Genomic DNA, 17,224 nt, shown 5'->3' with positions numbered 1-17,224 from the left:
TAATATGTTAGAACAATTCAATATAGTGGCTTTTTTATTTCTGATAGCTAAAGATTATCGCACTATTTTTTACGATATACTTTTACGTTTTCAAATCCTTGTTCACGTAAATAAAGCGCTTGTAAACGACTCATCATGCCACGATCACAATAGAGTAAATAGGTTTTAGTTTTATCTAAATCACCAAACTGAGTGCTTAATTTATAGAAAGGTAACTCTTTAACATCAATACCGTCTATTTTTAGTGGTGATGTTTCTTGTTCTTCAGGTGAACGAATATCAAGAATAACGTCATTAACACCAAATTCAGAGACCATTTCAACTTCAGTGACTTGTTGTACAGTTTCTTCTGCAATACGGCGAATATCCATATTCTTGGCATTTTCAACAACGCTATCAAGAATAGAAAAATCAAACTTCTCTTCTTCCGCTTCGATCTTCGCTTTGATGGCTTTCACTGTTGGACTTTTTGAAATGACACCGCAGAATTCTGGCATTGTGCGAGCAAAATCTTCTGTACCAATTTGACGTGCGATATTGATGATATTCTCTTTATCATGCGTAATAAGAGGACGTAGAATTAACGTATCCGTCGCATTATCAATTAAACGTAAGTTAGTTAAAGTTTGGCTAGAAACCTGTCCTAATGCTTCGCCCGTAACAATTGCTTGAACACCATAACGCTCTGCCACTCTAGATGCTGCACGTACCATCATACGTTTTAATACAACACCCATTTGACCATCATCGACTTTTTCTAAGATTTCTGCGACAACAGGTTCAAAATCAACAGCAACGAAATGCACTTTATGTGAACGGCCAAAACGGTTCCATAAATAATGAGCAACTTGTTTAACACCAATTTCGTGAGCAGAACCGCCTAAGTTGAAGAAACAATAGTGAACTCGGCTACCACGACGCATTAACATATAGCTCGATACACTTGAATCATAACCACCAGAGATCAATGATAAAACATCTTCCTGTGTGCCAATTGGGAACCCCCCAATACCTTCATAGCGGGCATTCACTAAAATAAGTTTATCATCTTCAATTTCTAAATTAATGGTGACATCTGGACGCGTTAATTTCACTTTTGCACTTTCAACATGTTGGTTAAAACCACCGCCAACATAACGCTCAACTTCATTGGAAGTAAAACTGTGCTTACCACGACGTTTGGCACGCACACAAAATGTTTTATTTTCAACTAAATGCTTAAATGCCGCAAAAGTTTGCTCAAAAATATTGTGTAAATCAGTATACGGGTGCTCTTCTACTTGTAAAAAGTGATGAATACCAGGAATGCGTGTTAATGCATCACATACCGCTTCACTTTTGCTTTCATCTTTACTAACAACAACAATATTATCCCAATTACGGACAACCGTGATTTCATCACCTAATGTATTAAGTACATTACGAATATTGCTAGTGAGAATTTTGATAAAACGTATACGAACTGATTGGCTTTTGATCGTAATTTCGGGGAATAATTTAATAATAAACTTCATAGTCAATGGTCATAGGTTATTAAGTAGAAACATAAACTACAGTGATGTTAATTGACTGGAGTTTATAAAAGTCACAAAGTATATCACCAATATTTAGGGCTCACCCGCAAAAATCATCGACTGAATAAGAAATTTTCATCTTACTTGTAGTAAGATGATTGCTATTATTCAGCGCTAACATGCTTTATTATCAAAAATATTATGGCTAAGAAAACGACACCAATTAACGAAGACATCTCACAAGCACCAAGTTTTGAAGCATCTATGCAAGAACTTGAGCAAATCGTAAACCGTTTAGAATCCGGTGAACTCCCTTTAGAAGAAGCGCTTAATGAGTTTGAACATGGCGTTCGTCTAGCCCGTGTTGGACAAAAAACGTTACAAGACGCTGAACAGCGTGTTCGTATTCTTCTAAAAGAAGACGATAATGCAACTCCTGATGATTTTATCCAAGAGGCTGAATAATTGAGTAACGCAACTTCAAGTACGGATGCGTTCCGTCATAAATTAGATTCCGCCCACCAGCGTGTTAATGATGCATTAAACCAAGCACTATCAGCTTTACCATTCACTGACATGCCCCTAGGGAAAGCCATGCATTACGGTGCCCTTTTAGGTGGAAAGCGCTTACGTCCTTTCCTTGTTTATGCAGTGGGTGAAATGTTTAAAGTCCCAGCACTTAACCTTGATGCCCCCGCTGCTGCAATAGAATGTATTCACGCTTATTCTCTTATACATGATGATTTGCCTGCGATGGATGATGATGATTTACGTCGTGGGCAGCCAACATGTCATATTGAATTTGGTGAAGCAAACGCAATTTTAGCGGGTGATGCATTACAAACACTAGCCTTTGAGATCTTAGCAAAAAATCCAATGCCTGATGTGGCAATAGCCGATCGCGTTGCAATGATTGCTGAATTAGCAACAGCCAGCGGGCTTGCGGGTATGTGTGGCGGTCAAGCTCTTGATCTTGAAGCAGAAGATAAATCGATTGATCTCGCATCTCTTGAAAAAATCCATTTACACAAAACAGGTGCATTAATTCGTGCAGCTGTTCGTTTAGGCGCCTTTAGTGCCGGCTCAAAAGGCCGTAATGTATTACCCGCACTAGATAAATATGCCCACTCAATTGGCCTTGCATTTCAAGTACAAGATGACATTTTAGATGTCATTGGCAGTACTGAAGAAACAGGAAAACGTCAAGGTAGCGACCAAGAATCAGGAAAAAGCACATATCCTGCACTCCTTGGGTTAGAGCAAGCTCAAAAGAAAGCACAGGAATTGTATAACGAAGCACTGGATGCCTTAGCGTTTCTTGAGCAATACGAGTACGATACAACCACGCTTAAACAATTAGCGAGTTTTATCGTCGAACGGAAAAACTAATAAAAATAAAGAGAGCAGCTTACCTGTTCTTTCCCTATTACAAGTGATTAATTAATAGGCATCACATGAGCATTGATATCGAAAAATATCCCACATTGGCGTTGGTTGAAACACCAGAAGATTTGCGCCTATTACCAAAAGAGAGTTTACCTAAACTCTGTGATGAGCTAAGGCTATTTCTTCTTAACAGTGTCAGCCGCTCAAGTGGTCACTTCGCCTCAGGTTTAGGTGCTATTGAGTTAACGGTTGCTCTTCATTACGTCTATAAAACCCCTTTTGATAACCTCATTTGGGATGTTGGTCATCAGGCCTATCCTCATAAGATCTTAACAGGTCGTCGCGACCGCATTGATACTATTCGTCAAAAAAACGGGTTACATCCCTTCCCTTGGCGAGAAGAGAGTGAATACGATAAGCTTTGTGTCGGTCACTCTTCAACCTCTATCAGTGCAGGTTTAGGTATGGCTGTTGCTGCTGAACAAGAAAAACTGAACAGAAAAACAGTTTGTGTCATTGGTGATGGTGCGATTACTGCGGGGATGGCTTTTGAAGCGATGAACCACGCAGGAGACATTGAACCTGATATGCTCGTTGTACTTAATGACAACGAGATGTCAATTTCAGAAAACGTTGGTGCATTGAATAATCACCTTGCGCAATTGTTGTCTGGCAAACTGTATACTACCTTACGTGAAGGTGGAAAAAAGGTTTTCTCTGGTCTTCCTCCAATTAAAGAATTACTGAAAAAAACTGAAGAACACATTAAAGGCATGGTTGTTCCAGGTACCATGTTTGAAGAGTTGGGCTTCAACTATATCGGCCCGGTTGATGGTCATGACGTTATTGCGCTAGTACAAACACTCGCCAATATGCGTGATCTAAAAGGCCCCCAGCTTCTGCATATTATGACTAAAAAAGGTCGAGGATATGCCCCTGCTGAACGTGATCCTATTAGCTGGCACGCTGTACCTAAATTTGATCCACAAACAGGTACATTACCTAAAAGCCCTAATGCACGACCTACATTTTCCAAAATCTTTGGTGACTGGTTATGTGAAGAAGCCTTAACCGATCCAAAACTTATGGCAATTACTCCGGCAATGCGTGAAGGCTCAGGGATGGTGCGTTTCTCAAAAGAATACCCATCACAATACTTTGATGTTGCGATCGCAGAACAACATGCCGTTACCTTTGCAGCAGGTTTAGCCATTGGTGGTTATAAGCCGATCGTTGCTATCTACTCAACATTCTTACAACGCGCTTACGACCAAGTTATCCATGATATTGCTATTCAAAAACTGCCTGTTTTATTTGCTATTGATCGTGGCGGTATTGTGGGAGCAGATGGACAAACTCACCAAGGTGCTTTTGATCTTTCGTTCTTACGCTGTATTCCTAATATGGTCATTATGGCGCCAAGTGATGAAAATGAGTGTCGCCAAATGCTTCATACCGGTTATCACTATCAAGATGGCCCTGTTGCTGTACGCTATCCAAGAGGCTCAGGTGTTGGTGCGCAATTACAACCACTTAGTCCGCTACCTATGGGTAAAGGTATTATTCGTCGCCAAGGCAAAGGTATTGCGATCCTAAACTTTGGTACATTACTACCAGAAGCATTAGAAGTCGCTGAAAAACTTGATGCAACTGTGGCTGATATGCGTTTTATCAAGCCTCTTGATAAATCACTTATCCTTTCCCTAGCAGAACAACATGACATGTTGGTAACACTAGAAGAGAATGCCATTATGGGTGGAGCGGGTAGTGGTGTTAATGAATTACTCATGCAAGAGCGCTGCTTAGTACCTGTCTTAAACTTAGGTATACCTGATCTGTTTGTGCCACAAGGTGGACAAGAAGAGATCAGAGCTGACTTAGGATTAGATGCAGAAGGTATTGAGAAATCGATTAACGCTTATCAAGCTAAATAATTCTGTTATCATTTAGAAATCGCTTCGACTTCCCTGAGTTGGAGCGATTATTAAAAAACTATTCACTGCTTATCTTACTTCTTTTAAAAAATCATCCTTGCTTGCATTCTACATTTCACTCTTTTCAAGCTTTGTTGAATGTCACGTTTTTATGAAATTCACTGAAAATAACTACTTCCTCTCTTGAATCAATTCAGCGTTAATTTATTCAATCAGTTAGATTTTTCTTTCTTTTTGTTTACCAACGAAACGTTTCGATCATGCTCACAATATGAATAAATCAAACTTGTTTTCCCATCTTTCTTTTCTACTATATAGACAGCGAAACGTTTCGCTGAGGAGGAAACATGAAAAAAGGTATATTACTTAATAGTCCCATTTCGAGTGTCATTTCACGTTTAGGACATACTGACAAAATCACTATTGCAGATGCCGGATTGCCTATTCCCTCCTCTGTTGAACGTATTGATCTTGCTCTCACTCAAGGGATCCCAGACTTTATGTCTGTGTTGCAAACGATCACCCATGAGATGCAAGTTGAAGCCGTCATGCTGGCAGAAGAAATTAAAACCATCAATCCCTCTCTGTTTAATGAAATCACCTGTTATCTCCATTTATTAGAACAAGAACAAAAAAAGCCTATTCAAATAATCTATGTTTCACATGAAGCATTTAAAAAGCAACTTACTGAAAATAAAGCTGTTATTAGAACCGGTGAATGTACGCCTTATGCCAATATTGTGTTGTTTTCTGGTGTGACTTTTTGAGGACAATATGAAACCTTTACTTGAACTTAAAGATATTGATAAGTCATTTCCCGGTGTAAAAGCACTATCAGGTGCAACTTTACGAATTTACCCCGGTCGAGTAATGGCTTTAGTCGGTGAAAATGGCGCAGGAAAATCAACGCTGATGAAAGTACTGACTGGGATCTATAAAAAAGATGCCGGTGAAATCATTTATCAAGGTGAAAGTTGTACTTTCAATGGTCCTAAATCTTCTCAAGAAGCAGGTATTGGTATTATTCACCAAGAGCTTAACCTTATTCCTGAATTAACCATCGCAGAAAATATTTTCTTAGGTCGTGAGTTTACTCGTGCTTTTGGTGCTATCGATTGGAAGAAAATGTATGCAGAGGCTGATAAATTATTAGCTCGATTAAACCTAGCTTACAGTAGCCACCGTTTAGTGTCTGAATTATCGATTGGTGATCAGCAAATGGTAGAAATCGCCAAGGTACTTAGTTTTGGTTCCAAAGTGATTATTATGGATGAACCAACAGATGCATTAACTGACACAGAAACTGAATCACTATTTAGTGTTATTCGTGAACTAAGAGATCAAGGTTGTGGCATTGTTTATATCTCACATCGCTTAAAAGAGATCTTTGAGATCTGCGATGATGTGACTGTACTGCGAGATGGTCAGTTTATTGGTGAAAAACCTGTCTCCTCATTAAAAGAAGACACGCTGATTGAAATGATGGTTGGTCGTAAGTTAGAAGACCAATACCCTCGGATTAATATCCCTCAAGGAAAAACCAAACTTAACGTCATTAACCTCAGTGGCGAAGATGTTCACGATGTTAGTTTCTCATTACATGAAAGCGAAATTCTTGGTATTTCAGGATTAATGGGAGCGGGCCGAACTGAATTAATGAAAATTATCTACGGTGCATTACCCAAAACTAATGGCACCGTTGAATTAGATGGTAAACCCTGCCAAATCAAAAAACCGGTTGAAGGATTGGAACAAGGCATTGTTTACATCTCTGAAGATAGAAAGCGTGATGGTTTAGTACTTGGCATGTCAGTAAAAGAAAATATGTCTCTGACCGCACTTCGCTATTTTAGCCGTGGTATGGGTGTGCTTAATCATAAAGAAGAGCAACTCACTGTCGGTGATTTTATTAAATTATTCAATATAAAAACCCCTTCAATGGATCAAACCATAGGCTTTTTATCAGGGGGAAATCAACAGAAAGTGGCTATCGCAAGAGGCCTAATGACTCGCCCTAAAGTACTTATTCTTGATGAGCCCACTCGTGGTGTTGATGTGGGCGCTAAAAAAGAAATTTATCAGTTAATTAATAAATTTAAACAAGAAGGATTAAGCATTATCTTAATTTCTTCTGAAATGCCTGAGGTAATGGGAATGAGTGACCGTATTTTGGTTATGCATGAAGGTCGTATTAGCGGTGAGTTTTCTGCTCACAATGTCACACAAGAAATGCTAATGGCAGCGGCTGTTGGTAAGCAATATGACGCTAAAGTAGGAGTTTGATATGAGCACAAATTCAATTCCAGCGTCAAAACGTTGGTTCTCAAAAGCTTGGCTATTAGAGCAAAAATCACTGATTGCATTGCTACTTTTGATTATTGTAGTTTCTACACTCAGTCCTAACTTCTTTACCTTAAACAATATTTTCAACATCCTCCAACAAACATCGGTTAACGCCATTATGGCGGTTGGCATGACACTGGTTATTTTAACCTCTGGTATCGACTTATCTGTTGGTTCATTACTTGCATTAACAGGTGCCGTTGCTGCTTCTATGGTTGGTGCAGATGTTAATGCGCTTGTTGCTGTTGTTGGGGCATTAGCATTAGGCGCAGCCATTGGTGGTGTTACCGGGATTATCGTTGCTAAAGGTAAAGTTCAAGCCTTTATTGCTACGTTAGTCATGATGTTATTACTACGCGGTGTTACTCGTGTCTATACAGACGGTAGCCCAATTAATACCGGATTTAGCGATAATGCTGATCTGTTTAGTTGGTTTGGTATTGGTCGCCCATTTGGCATTCCAACGCCAATTTGGCTCATGATGATCGTCTTTTTGAGTGCATGGTATTTATTACATCACACCCGTTTAGGTCGCTACATCTACGCACTAGGGGGTAATGAATCTGCCACTCGCTTATCCGGTATTAGCGTCGATAAAATTAAAATCATCGTTTATTCATTATGTGGTTTATTAGCCGCCCTTGCGAGTGTCATTGAAGTTGCTCGACTTTCATCAGCACAGCCAATGGCCGGTAATGGTTATGAGCTAGATGCAATTGCCGCCGTGGTTCTGGGAGGCACCAGCCTTGCCGGTGGTAAAGGTCGTATTATCGGTACATTAATTGGTGCGCTTATTCTAGGTTTCTTAAATAATGCACTGAATTTATTAGGAATATCATCAAACTATCAAATGATAGTAAAAGCAGTAGTCATCTTACTTGCTGTTTTAGTAGATAACAAAAAATAACGCTCTATTCTCTTAATCCGAACCCCGACAGGAACTTATATTATGAAACTGAAAAAAATGGCGACACTTCTTTCTGTTGTTGCATTAAGCGCCACAATCAGCGCCAACGCATTTGCCAAAGAATCGATCGCACTTGTTATTTCAACACTTAACAACCCTTTCTTTGTCACCATGAAAGACAGTGCACAGAAAGAGGCAAATAGATTAGGTTACGACCTTGTTGTTCTAGATTCTATGGACAATCCTGCTAAAGAGCTTGCTAACGTGCAAGATCTGACCGTAAAAGGCACACGTTTAATGCTTATTAACCCAACAGATTCAGATGCTGTGGGTAATGCAGTTATTTTAGCTAATAAAGCCAAAATCCCAGTGATCACCTTAGACCGTGTTGCAAACAAAGGTGAAGTCGTCAGTCACGTCGCTTCAGATAACCGCCTTGGTGGTAAAATGGCAGGTGATTATATTGCTGAGAAAGTTGCTAACGATGCCAAAGTCATTCAACTCGAAGGGATCACAGGAACATCGGCATCTCGTGAACGTGGTGAAGGTTTTAAACAAGCAGTTGATGCCCATAAACTGAATGTACTGGCAAGCCAACCCGCTGATTTTGACCGCACTAAAGGTCTTAACGTGATGCAAAATCTGTTAACTGCATATCCTGCGGTTCAAGCTGTTTTTGCACAAAATGATGAAATGGCATTAGGTGCATTACGTGCGTTACAAACCGCTGGTCGTACCGATGTATTAGTGGTTGGTTTCGATGGTACAGATGATGGGATCAAGGCAGTAAACCGTGGCGTGTTAGGTGCAACCATTGCTCAACGCCCAGATCAGATTGGTATTATTGGCATTCAAACTGCAGATAAAATTCTCAAAGGTGAGAAAGTGGATGCAACAATCCCAGTCGAGCTTGAATTAGTTATTAAACAATAACAACAAATACCACGGAGTGATATTGCTCCGTGGTAGCTTTAATCATTAAAACATGTTTTCACAAGGATAAAGGCTATGACAACACCTCGCCTTGCTGTTCTAGGTAGCATCAATGTTGACCACATTATGAATATTTCACAATTTCCCAAACCCGGTGAAACGATTATTGGTCATCAATACAAAATAGCCTTTGGTGGTAAAGGTGCAAATCAAGCTGTTGCTTGTGGCCGCAGTGGCGCTGATATTACCTTTATTGCTTGTGTCGGTGATGATGCCATTGGTAATGAAATAATCTCTCAACTTAAAACAGATAATATTCATATCGATGCAATTAGTATTATTCCGCAAACACCTACAGGTGTAGCGATGATCTTGGTTAATGAACAAGGTGAAAACGTAATTAGCATCGTTGCAGGAGCGAATGGTGCACTAACACCTACGCATTTTCAGCAATACCATCATATTATTGAGCATGCTGATGCCTTATTGATGCAATTAGAATCACCGTTAGAGACTGTTTTTGAAGCTGCAAAACTGGCAAAATCACATCAAACTAAAGTCATTTTAAATCCCGCACCAGCACAAACTTTATCTGATGAATTTCTGAGTTTTATTGATGTTATCACTCCAAATGAGACAGAAGCCGAAATATTAACCGGCGTTTCTGTGCATGATGAAGCGGGAGCAGCAAAAGCTGCCGACATTTTACATCGTAAAGGCATCAAACAAGTGCTTATCACTTTGGGTAGTCGCGGTGTGTGGTTCAGTGAACAAGGAAAAGGCATGTTAATCCCAGGCTTTCGTGTCGATGCTATTGATACCATTGCCGCAGGTGATACCTTTAACGGTGCATTTGTCACTGCTATATTAGAGGGGAAACCTTCCGTTGAAGCGATCCGTTTTGCTCACGCAGCAGCTGCCATTGCAGTTACACGTCATGGTGCGCAATCTTCAGTTCCTTGGCGTCATGAAATCGAATCATTTTTAGCAGAGCGAGCATAGTACTTTGGCAACAATGAAAGATGTCGCCCGTTTGGCGGGCGTTTCGACATCAACTGTTTCTCACGTAATCAATAACAATCGTTATGTTAGCGAGGGTATTCGTAAAAAGGTTAACGACGCTATAGAAACCTTAAATTACGCGCCTTCTGCTTTAGCGCGCAGTTTAAAAATGAACTGTACTCATACTATTGGAATGTTAGTGACAGCCAGTAGCAACCCGTTCTATGCAGAAGTTGTTCGTGGCGTTGAACGCAGTTGTTACGAAAAAGGTTATAGCCTTATTTTGTGTAACACAGAAGGAGATTACGAACGCATGGATAGTAGCCTTGAAACATTGCTACAAAAACGTGTTGATGGCTTATTATTAATGTCAACAGAAGCCAGAGCGCCCTCTCATGAAGTGCTAAATCGTTATCCTCGCTTACCTATGGTTATGATGGATTGGTCCCCCTTTGAATACGGGGGCGATATTATTCAAGATAACTCTCTGCTTGGCGGAGAAATTGCAACCAATTATCTGATTGAAAAAGGCTTTACTGAAATTGCCTGTATTGCAGGCCCACAAGATAAACTTCCTGCTAAACATCGTTTGCAAGGTTATTACAATGCAATGCAAAAAGCAGGGTTAGCTATTCGAGAAGAGTTTGTGTTAACAAGCGATTTTGAATTTGCTGGTGGATTTCGTGCAATGCAAAAATTACTCTCACATTCTGTTTTACCACAAGCCGTTTTTACCTGTAATGACGCGATGGCTGTTGGTGCTTATCAAGCTATTTATCAAAAAGGTTTGCGTATACCAGATGATATTTCAGTTATGGGTTATGACGATATCGATCTAGCTTCTTATATGATCCCTCCTCTTTCTACGATCCACCAACCCAAGGATGAATTAGGAAAACTCGCCGTCAGCCAATTATTACATCGCATGGAAAATATCGATGCTGATGACAATGTTCTGGTGCTTACACCTAAACTGATAGAGCGAAGCTCGGTGATAAACCATAGAAAATAATCTATTAAATTAATAGGTTATTAGGATCTGTATATATTTAATACAACATGTTTGGTATCCTATTAAAACTGCTATATACTTATGCTATATAGCAGTAATTGATAGGAGCTATTACTATGATCCAGCATGGCAAAGTATTTATGAGCAATAGAACACAAAATGTTCGTTTACCCGCTGAGACTCGATTTCCTGATGATGTAAAAGAAGTTTTTGTTCGCGTCAAAGGAAAAGAAAGAATAATCACACCGATACAAAATGCATGGGATAGCTTTTTCTTATCAGATCAGTCTGTAGCAGATGATTTTTTATCTGAAAGACCAGATCAAGTCACAAGTGAAAGAGAATCCTTTGATGATTAAATACCTATTAGATACAAACATCGTTATATTTACCATTAAACGCAGACCTGAATTTTTGCTACCGAAATTCAACCAACATGCTGAACAATTAGCTATTTCTACAATCACACTTGCTGAGCTCATTTTTGGTGCTGAAAAAAGTTTAAATTCAGCTAAAAATTTAGCTACGGTTAACGACTTTGTTTCTCGACTCACTGTTTTATCTTACGATGAGTTAGCCGCTTTTCATTATGGGGAAATCAGAGCAACACTTGAAAAACAAGGTAAACGCATTGGTGATAATGATTTACACGTAGCTGCACATGCTAGAAGTAAAGGGCTAATAGTAGTTACAAATAATACTCAAGAATTTGAAAGAGTTGATGGGTTAAGAATTGAGGATTGGACTCATCATTAATTTAGATATCAAAACTTATAGAGCGTGGCTCGGTGATAGATTTCATAAAATAACTAACAACAAGAAAGTTAGCACTATTATTACTGATGCTCTCTTTTAAGATGAGGGCTTTTATTTCCAGTTATATTTATTAAATTAAATACTTAATATCAAGTAGTTAAACTATTTTTAAAACTACGTCTATTTATCTTTATTTCCTATTTAACACTCTATATCTACTCTACTTTTCCTCTCCCGTTATGCCATAACGGGTGAAAGATGCAAATTTCCATCAAATCTATTATACTATCGCCCTTTCACATTATCAGAAGCAGTACCATATCGGAAACTGCCTAGAACTTTCACTCTTAAACGATAATGTGTCCTTTAATTTATGGGGCAAGTGTTATCCTCATTGTGACGATTAATCACTTCCCATTTTGATAAAATTTGAGAGTATTATTATGTCATTACCTTCTTGTCCTAAGTGCAGTTCAGAATATACCTATGAAGATGGTGCAATGTATGTTTGCCCTGAATGTGCACACGAGTGGAACGATGAAGAACCCGCTGTTGATAACGATGAGTTAGTGGTTAAAGATGCTAACGGCAATGTATTAGCTGATGGTGATTCAGTCACTGTGATTAAAGATCTCAAAGTCAAAGGTAGCTCAACCATGCTTAAAATTGGTACTAAAGTAAAAGGTATCCGTTTAGTGGAAGGCGACCATAATATTGATTGTAAAATTGATGGCTTTGGACCAATGAAGTTAAAATCTGAATTTGTTAAGAAAAACTAAGAATAACAGATTATTGATAATATCTTTGTTGATAGATCTAGATGTTATCGCATTCTGAAAGGCGCTTATAGAGCGCCTTTTTAATATCCATTAATATATTTAAGTATTTAAGTATTTAAGTATTTAAGTATTTAAGTATTTAAGTATTTAAGTATTTAAGTATTTAAGTATTTAAGTATTTAAGTATAAATATATTTTCACTTTTATCTCTCATCAATATAGAATATTTAAATTCTTTTTAAATCAAATCATACCATTACAAGTAATGACTACAATTATTTCTCAAAATTTAGCATTTGTAGCAGCAGATAGATTATGGACTGATTGTGATGATAACCCTGCGCCTGCCCCTTTTAAGAAATTTTATGTTCTTGATGATAGCATCATATTCTATTCTGGTTATATAAATGCAATATTAGCTGTATTAGCATTTTATATTGGAGATAATATAGGAATAGATGAAGAGTATGCTACACTAATAGGTGTTCTTTCAAATATGGATGAGGATATTTGTGAATTTATTGAAGTAGATAGAAAGAACGGAGAAGTTGTTTATTTTCAAGGCGCGACTACAACAAAAAACTATAATTATATTTTTTATGGTGCTGGTTCTGGTTCTGAATATGCAATTGAGTGTTATATAAATAATATTCAAATAATTACTATAAATGGTCAAATTTATGATTTTATCAAATACGGTGATCACTTTATTAAAATAAGTATGAATTCGGCATCTATAAAAGATCGTTGTTCTGGTGGAGGCTTTGATTATATTAAGTGGCTAGAGAAAGAGCTTATTGTTGATAAACTAAATTGGTTGGATACAGAAACAATAGAGCAATATAATAAAAAAATTCTCCGTTTAATTAAAGAAAACTGTGGAAGTAAAGAAGAACTAAGTGAATTAATATTAATGATGGATAATGAAAGGGAAAGAGATAAAGAAGAGTTAGAACGAGAAATCAAATCGGTTGACACCTCATTGGCTCATGAGCATAATTTAACCAATAATCCGCAAACTAAAGGAGGCTCTCGCATGAATAATTCAGTTAAACCCAAAACGAGAGTTGCAGTGAAAACCTCAGGTTCAAACAAAGGCGTTATACTAGATATAGCATCCATTAAAGAACGTATTGCTAAACGTAAAGCAACTGAAAGAACCTAATATAATAGCCTCTTCAAAATATTCTGAAAGGCGCTTATAGAGCGCCTTTCAAATTGAGATAGGCTTACTGCTCAGACTCACTAAAATGATCAAACCCTTTAAGATTAGGGTAAACATCTTTACCATCTCGTAAATAACGAATACCTTCAGCAATCGGCATAATTTGCCCTATACAATGAAAATCTGCGCCTGTATGTGCTAATGCAATCTCTAATGCGCCACGGTTGATTTCAGGCACCGTAAAACATAATTCATAATCTTCGCCACCACTTAATGCCCAAATCTCCGCTTGTTCTTCACTCACTTGCGCTTTCATCGCTGGCGAATAAGGTAATGCATCTAGATTTAAGCGAGCCCCACAACCACTTGCGGTAAGAATATGGCCTAAGTCTGAAATTAATCCATCAGAAATATCAATCGCAGATGTCGCCAAATGGCGTAATGCTTGACCTTGTAGCAAACGAGGTTGAGGACGCAAATGCCTTGCAACAAAATAATCACTATGCTCTTTTTCTGTCGGCTGTAATCTATTTTGTAATACAGCAAGCCCTGCCGCGCTATCACCTAAAAAGCCCGTAACATAGATCCAATCACCAATTTTAGCACCGGAACGAAGTAATGCCGTTCCTTGTGGTACAAGTCCTTGTATTGTGATTGTTAAACTCAACGGACCGCGAGTAGTATCACCGCCGATAAGCTGGATTGCATAATAATCAGCTAAGGCAAAGAAGGAACGGCTAAATGCCTCAAGCCATTCACTGTTTGTATCAGGAAGTGTTAAAGCCAATGAAGCCCAAGAAGGGTCTGCGCCAACGGCAGCTAAATCACTAATATTCACAGCAAGTGCTTTATAGGCTAAATCTTCAGGTGAGATAGAAGGAAGGAAGTGAATGCCACTCACTAAAGTATCGGTACTAATAGCGACTTGTTGCTTTTCAGGTACTGTCAATATTGCACAGTCATCCCCAATCCCTGTACTCACATCTTTTCGTTTTACAGGCTGTGAAGTGAAATATTGCTTAATAAGGGAGAATTCACCACAAGGCATTATCTATTTCCTATTGAGCTATGCATATTAAACTAGCTTTATTAAACAAAAGGCCGGAAATACCGGCCTTGAATTATTTACCATAGAGGAAACGTGAAAAACGTTATTTTTTACGTACAGTTGGTGCAGCTTTATCAAGCACGCCATTAACAAATTTATGGCTATCGTCAGCACCAAATACCTTAGCCAGTTCAATCGCTTCGTTAATCGCAACTTTGTAAGGAACATCTTCACGGAAGCTAAGTTCAAACATTGCTAAACGTAAAATGGCTTTTTCAACTTGACCTAATTCTTCAAGTTGGCGGGATAGATAAGGTTCCATCGCCTTATCTAAACGTGTTGCATTAATGGCAACACCCACTAAAAGCTCACGAAAATAAGCAATATCTACACCTTGGGTATCCTGCTCGGATAAAAACTCCAATTCCACATCCGCGATGTCATTTCCGGATAATTGCCATGAGTAGATAGCTTGAACAGCACACTCACGAGCACGACGACGAGCAGCAGGTTTCACAAAATTCCCCTTAAGTTAAAACAGATGATTAGCCTTTTATGGCTTTAAGTACATTGATCATTTCAAGTGCTGTCATTGCTGCTTCAGCACCTTTGTTGCCCGCTTTAGTTCCAGCGCGTTCAATAGCCTGTTCAATACTTTCCGTAGTTAATACACCAAAAGTCACAGGGATCTCACTTTGCATTGCAACTTGAGATAGGCCAGAACTACATTCACCAGCAACGTATTCAAAATGTGCGGTTCCACCACGGATAACAGTACCGAGTGCGATAACTGCATCGTATTTGTCGCTTTCTGCTAATGCTTTAACAGTTAATGGCAACTCATAAGCGCCTGGAACCCAAACGACGGTAATATTTTCAGAGGAAACTTGTCCAATGCGTTCTAATGCATCAACCGCACCTTCTAATAGGCTGTCGTTGATAAAGTTATTAAAACGGGCAATTGCAATTGCTACGCGTGCGTTTGGCGCCGCGACAACACCTTTGATTACGTTCATAGGTTACCTTTTTCTCCTATCCGCGGGGCGCGGATTTTATCATATTCTTTCCCTTACTGCGCTCTGTTTTATTATTACACAGCAAAGGAGCCAAAAACCCTTGATAAATCAAGGCGGTTAGTTGGCTGATAACGATGTCGTAACGACAGGAAATAACACACACGGCGCCATTTTACTACAAATAGCGCCGTAGACACACTTATTTGCGTCTATTAATAACGAGGTTTTAAACAAACTCTGATATCAGAGCCAATTTGTTGGAGAGAATCTACTGTAAATTCAGGTGCTTCGGATAATGATGACAGAGGAGAAAGTGCAAATAATCCACGTGCATCATTCCCTAAAATTTTAGGTGCAATATATATAATAAGCTCATCAACAAGCCCTGCCTCTAATAATGCAGCAGCAAAATGCGCGCCACTTTCAACCCATACGGTATTGATATTGCGTTTGCCCAATTGCATCATTAATAAAACTAAATCCACGCCACTGTTTTTGCCATTCGTTGGTAATAGAATTTCTGATACATTACCTTGCCAATCAGCAGGCTGTAATTTTGTGCGCGCCAACCAGCATTCGCCTTCAATTTGAGTGATTTTATGATGTTCAGTCACTCTATTTTGGCTATCAGCAACAATGCGAATAGGTTGGCGTAGCGTTTCTTCAGGATAAAGCGCTTTAATTTCATCTGAAAGCTCATCCCAACGTACATTCATAGATGGGTTATCAGCAAGCACTGTTGCACTTGTCGTTAAAATAGCACTAGCTTGAGCTCGGAAATTTTGTACATCCCGACGAGAGGCTTTAGAGGTTATCCATTGGCTTTCACCTGATGCTAATGCCGTTTTACCATCTAAAGATGCACCTAATTTTAGCTGGATATAAGGGAAGCCTGTTCTCATTCGCTTAAAAAAACCAACGTTAAGTTTTTCAGCTTCTTGCATTAAAACACCGTGTGAAACATCAATTCCAGCTGATAATAACTTGTGTAATCCTCGTCCTGCAACTTGAGGATTCGGATCTTGCATCGCAGCAACAACGCGTTTTACACCTGCATTAATCAAGGCATCAGCACAAGGTGGCGTTTTACCAAAGTGGCTACAAGGCTCAAGTGTGACATAAGCTGTTGCCCCTTTTGCTTTATCTCCTGCCATTTTTAATGCATTAACTTCAGCATGAGGACCACCTGCATGATGGTGATAACCTTCACCAATAATCTCCCCCTCTTTTACAATCACACACCCCACATTAGGATTAGGCGATGTTGTAAAGCGACCTAATGCTGCGAGCTCAATGGCTCGACGCATATAGTATTCATCATGCAGTCCTTCATTTTCACTTGGATTGTTGCTGTTGTTATTTATCATAATAATTACATATAAATTTATTATTTATCGTTATTTTTCAAATAATTAAATTAATTACAGTA

At 38.8% G+C, this 17,224-nt stretch carries 18 protein-coding genes; 13 read left to right on the top strand and 5 right to left on the bottom strand.

Annotation, left to right across the window (positions count from 1 at the left end):
- Positions 1-62: 62 nt before the first annotated feature.
- Positions 63-1,514: a tRNA uracil 4-sulfurtransferase ThiI gene (thiI, locus tag QSH13_RS15000; protein WP_286039336.1), complete on the bottom strand. Its 1,452-nt coding sequence runs from the start codon at positions 1,512-1,514 to the stop codon at positions 63-65.
- A 201-nt stretch (positions 1,515-1,715) separates the two neighbouring features.
- Between thiI and xseB the strand changes: the two genes are divergently transcribed.
- The 13 genes from xseB to QSH13_RS14935 all read left to right on the top strand — a co-directional run bounded on the left by xseB (position 1,716) and on the right by QSH13_RS14935 (position 13,731).
- The gene (gene xseB, locus QSH13_RS14995) at positions 1,716-1,979 is read left to right on the top strand and encodes an exodeoxyribonuclease VII small subunit (RefSeq protein ID WP_006535109.1); all 264 of its coding nucleotides are present in this window, start codon (positions 1,716-1,718) and stop codon (positions 1,977-1,979) included.
- Positions 1,980-2,903, top strand: coding sequence for a (2E,6E)-farnesyl diphosphate synthase (ispA, locus tag QSH13_RS14990; protein ID WP_286039335.1), 924 nt, complete (start codon positions 1,980-1,982; stop codon positions 2,901-2,903). It begins immediately after the preceding gene.
- A gap of 65 nt (positions 2,904-2,968) precedes the next feature.
- The gene (gene dxs, locus QSH13_RS14985; RefSeq protein ID WP_185901705.1) at positions 2,969-4,834 is read left to right on the top strand and encodes a 1-deoxy-D-xylulose-5-phosphate synthase; all 1,866 of its coding nucleotides are present in this window, start codon (positions 2,969-2,971) and stop codon (positions 4,832-4,834) included.
- 347 nt (positions 4,835-5,181) lie between these two features.
- Positions 5,182-5,601, top strand: coding sequence for a D-ribose pyranase (rbsD, locus tag QSH13_RS14980; protein ID WP_109397160.1), 420 nt, complete (start codon positions 5,182-5,184; stop codon positions 5,599-5,601).
- Between the two features lie 7 nt (positions 5,602-5,608).
- On the top strand, positions 5,609-7,117 hold the full coding sequence (gene rbsA, locus QSH13_RS14975; protein ID WP_109397159.1) for a ribose ABC transporter ATP-binding protein RbsA: 1,509 nt from the start codon (positions 5,609-5,611) through the stop codon (positions 7,115-7,117).
- A 1-nt stretch (position 7,118) separates the two neighbouring features.
- Positions 7,119-8,084 carry a ribose ABC transporter permease gene (rbsC, locus tag QSH13_RS14970; RefSeq protein WP_109397158.1) on the top strand — a complete coding sequence of 322 codons (966 nt, stop codon included), beginning with the start codon at positions 7,119-7,121 and terminating at the stop codon, positions 8,082-8,084.
- A gap of 42 nt (positions 8,085-8,126) precedes the next feature.
- A complete protein-coding gene (gene rbsB / locus QSH13_RS14965; protein ID WP_109397157.1) occupies positions 8,127-9,017 on the top strand; it encodes a ribose ABC transporter substrate-binding protein RbsB in 891 nt (296 codons plus the stop codon).
- A gap of 75 nt (positions 9,018-9,092) precedes the next feature.
- A complete protein-coding gene (rbsK, locus tag QSH13_RS14960) occupies positions 9,093-10,019 on the top strand; it encodes a ribokinase (RefSeq protein WP_286039334.1) in 927 nt (308 codons plus the stop codon).
- Positions 10,020-10,023: 4 nt separating this feature from the next.
- Positions 10,024-11,031: a ribose operon transcriptional repressor RbsR gene (gene rbsR, locus QSH13_RS14955; protein ID WP_185901703.1), complete on the top strand. Its 1,008-nt coding sequence runs from the start codon at positions 10,024-10,026 to the stop codon at positions 11,029-11,031.
- 116 nt (positions 11,032-11,147) lie between these two features.
- Positions 11,148-11,390 carry a type II toxin-antitoxin system VapB family antitoxin gene (vapB, locus tag QSH13_RS14950; RefSeq protein ID WP_109406818.1) on the top strand — a complete coding sequence of 81 codons (243 nt, stop codon included), beginning with the start codon at positions 11,148-11,150 and terminating at the stop codon, positions 11,388-11,390.
- On the top strand, positions 11,383-11,787 hold the full coding sequence (gene vapC / locus QSH13_RS14945) for a type II toxin-antitoxin system tRNA(fMet)-specific endonuclease VapC (protein WP_196543924.1): 405 nt from the start codon (positions 11,383-11,385) through the stop codon (positions 11,785-11,787). The genes vapB and vapC overlap by 8 nt, the downstream gene beginning before the upstream one ends.
- A 443-nt stretch (positions 11,788-12,230) precedes the next feature.
- Complete coding sequence (locus QSH13_RS14940) at positions 12,231-12,566, top strand: zinc ribbon domain-containing protein YjdM (protein ID WP_109397152.1); 336 nt, start codon at positions 12,231-12,233, stop codon at positions 12,564-12,566.
- Positions 12,567-12,831: 265 nt separating this feature from the next.
- The gene (locus QSH13_RS14935) at positions 12,832-13,731 is read left to right on the top strand and encodes a hypothetical protein (RefSeq protein WP_109397151.1); all 900 of its coding nucleotides are present in this window, start codon (positions 12,832-12,834) and stop codon (positions 13,729-13,731) included.
- 64 nt (positions 13,732-13,795) lie between these two features.
- Here the strand turns inward: QSH13_RS14935 and thiL are convergent, their stop codons facing one another.
- The 4 genes from thiL to ribD all read right to left on the bottom strand — a co-directional run bounded on the left by thiL (position 13,796) and on the right by ribD (position 17,162).
- Positions 13,796-14,779, bottom strand: a complete 984-nt coding sequence (gene thiL / locus QSH13_RS14930) for a thiamine-phosphate kinase (protein WP_109406820.1) — start codon at positions 14,777-14,779, stop codon at positions 13,796-13,798.
- A 103-nt stretch (positions 14,780-14,882) separates the two neighbouring features.
- On the bottom strand, positions 14,883-15,296 hold the full coding sequence (nusB, locus tag QSH13_RS14925; protein ID WP_006535124.1) for a transcription antitermination factor NusB: 414 nt from the start codon (positions 15,294-15,296) through the stop codon (positions 14,883-14,885).
- A gap of 28 nt (positions 15,297-15,324) precedes the next feature.
- Positions 15,325-15,795 carry a 6,7-dimethyl-8-ribityllumazine synthase gene (gene ribH, locus QSH13_RS14920; protein ID WP_023580887.1) on the bottom strand — a complete coding sequence of 157 codons (471 nt, stop codon included), beginning with the start codon at positions 15,793-15,795 and terminating at the stop codon, positions 15,325-15,327.
- A 212-nt stretch (positions 15,796-16,007) separates the two neighbouring features.
- Positions 16,008-17,162: a bifunctional diaminohydroxyphosphoribosylaminopyrimidine deaminase/5-amino-6-(5-phosphoribosylamino)uracil reductase RibD gene (ribD, locus tag QSH13_RS14915; protein WP_286039333.1), complete on the bottom strand. Its 1,155-nt coding sequence runs from the start codon at positions 17,160-17,162 to the stop codon at positions 16,008-16,010.
- Between the last annotated feature and the right edge of the window lie 62 nt (positions 17,163-17,224).

The sequence above is a fragment of the Proteus faecis genome (assembly GCF_030286765.1).
Taxonomy (GTDB): Bacteria; Pseudomonadota; Gammaproteobacteria; order Enterobacterales; family Enterobacteriaceae; genus Proteus; species Proteus faecis.
The sequence above is the reverse complement of the archived record's forward strand: the minus strand, read 5'-3'. Positions and strand labels throughout refer to the sequence as shown.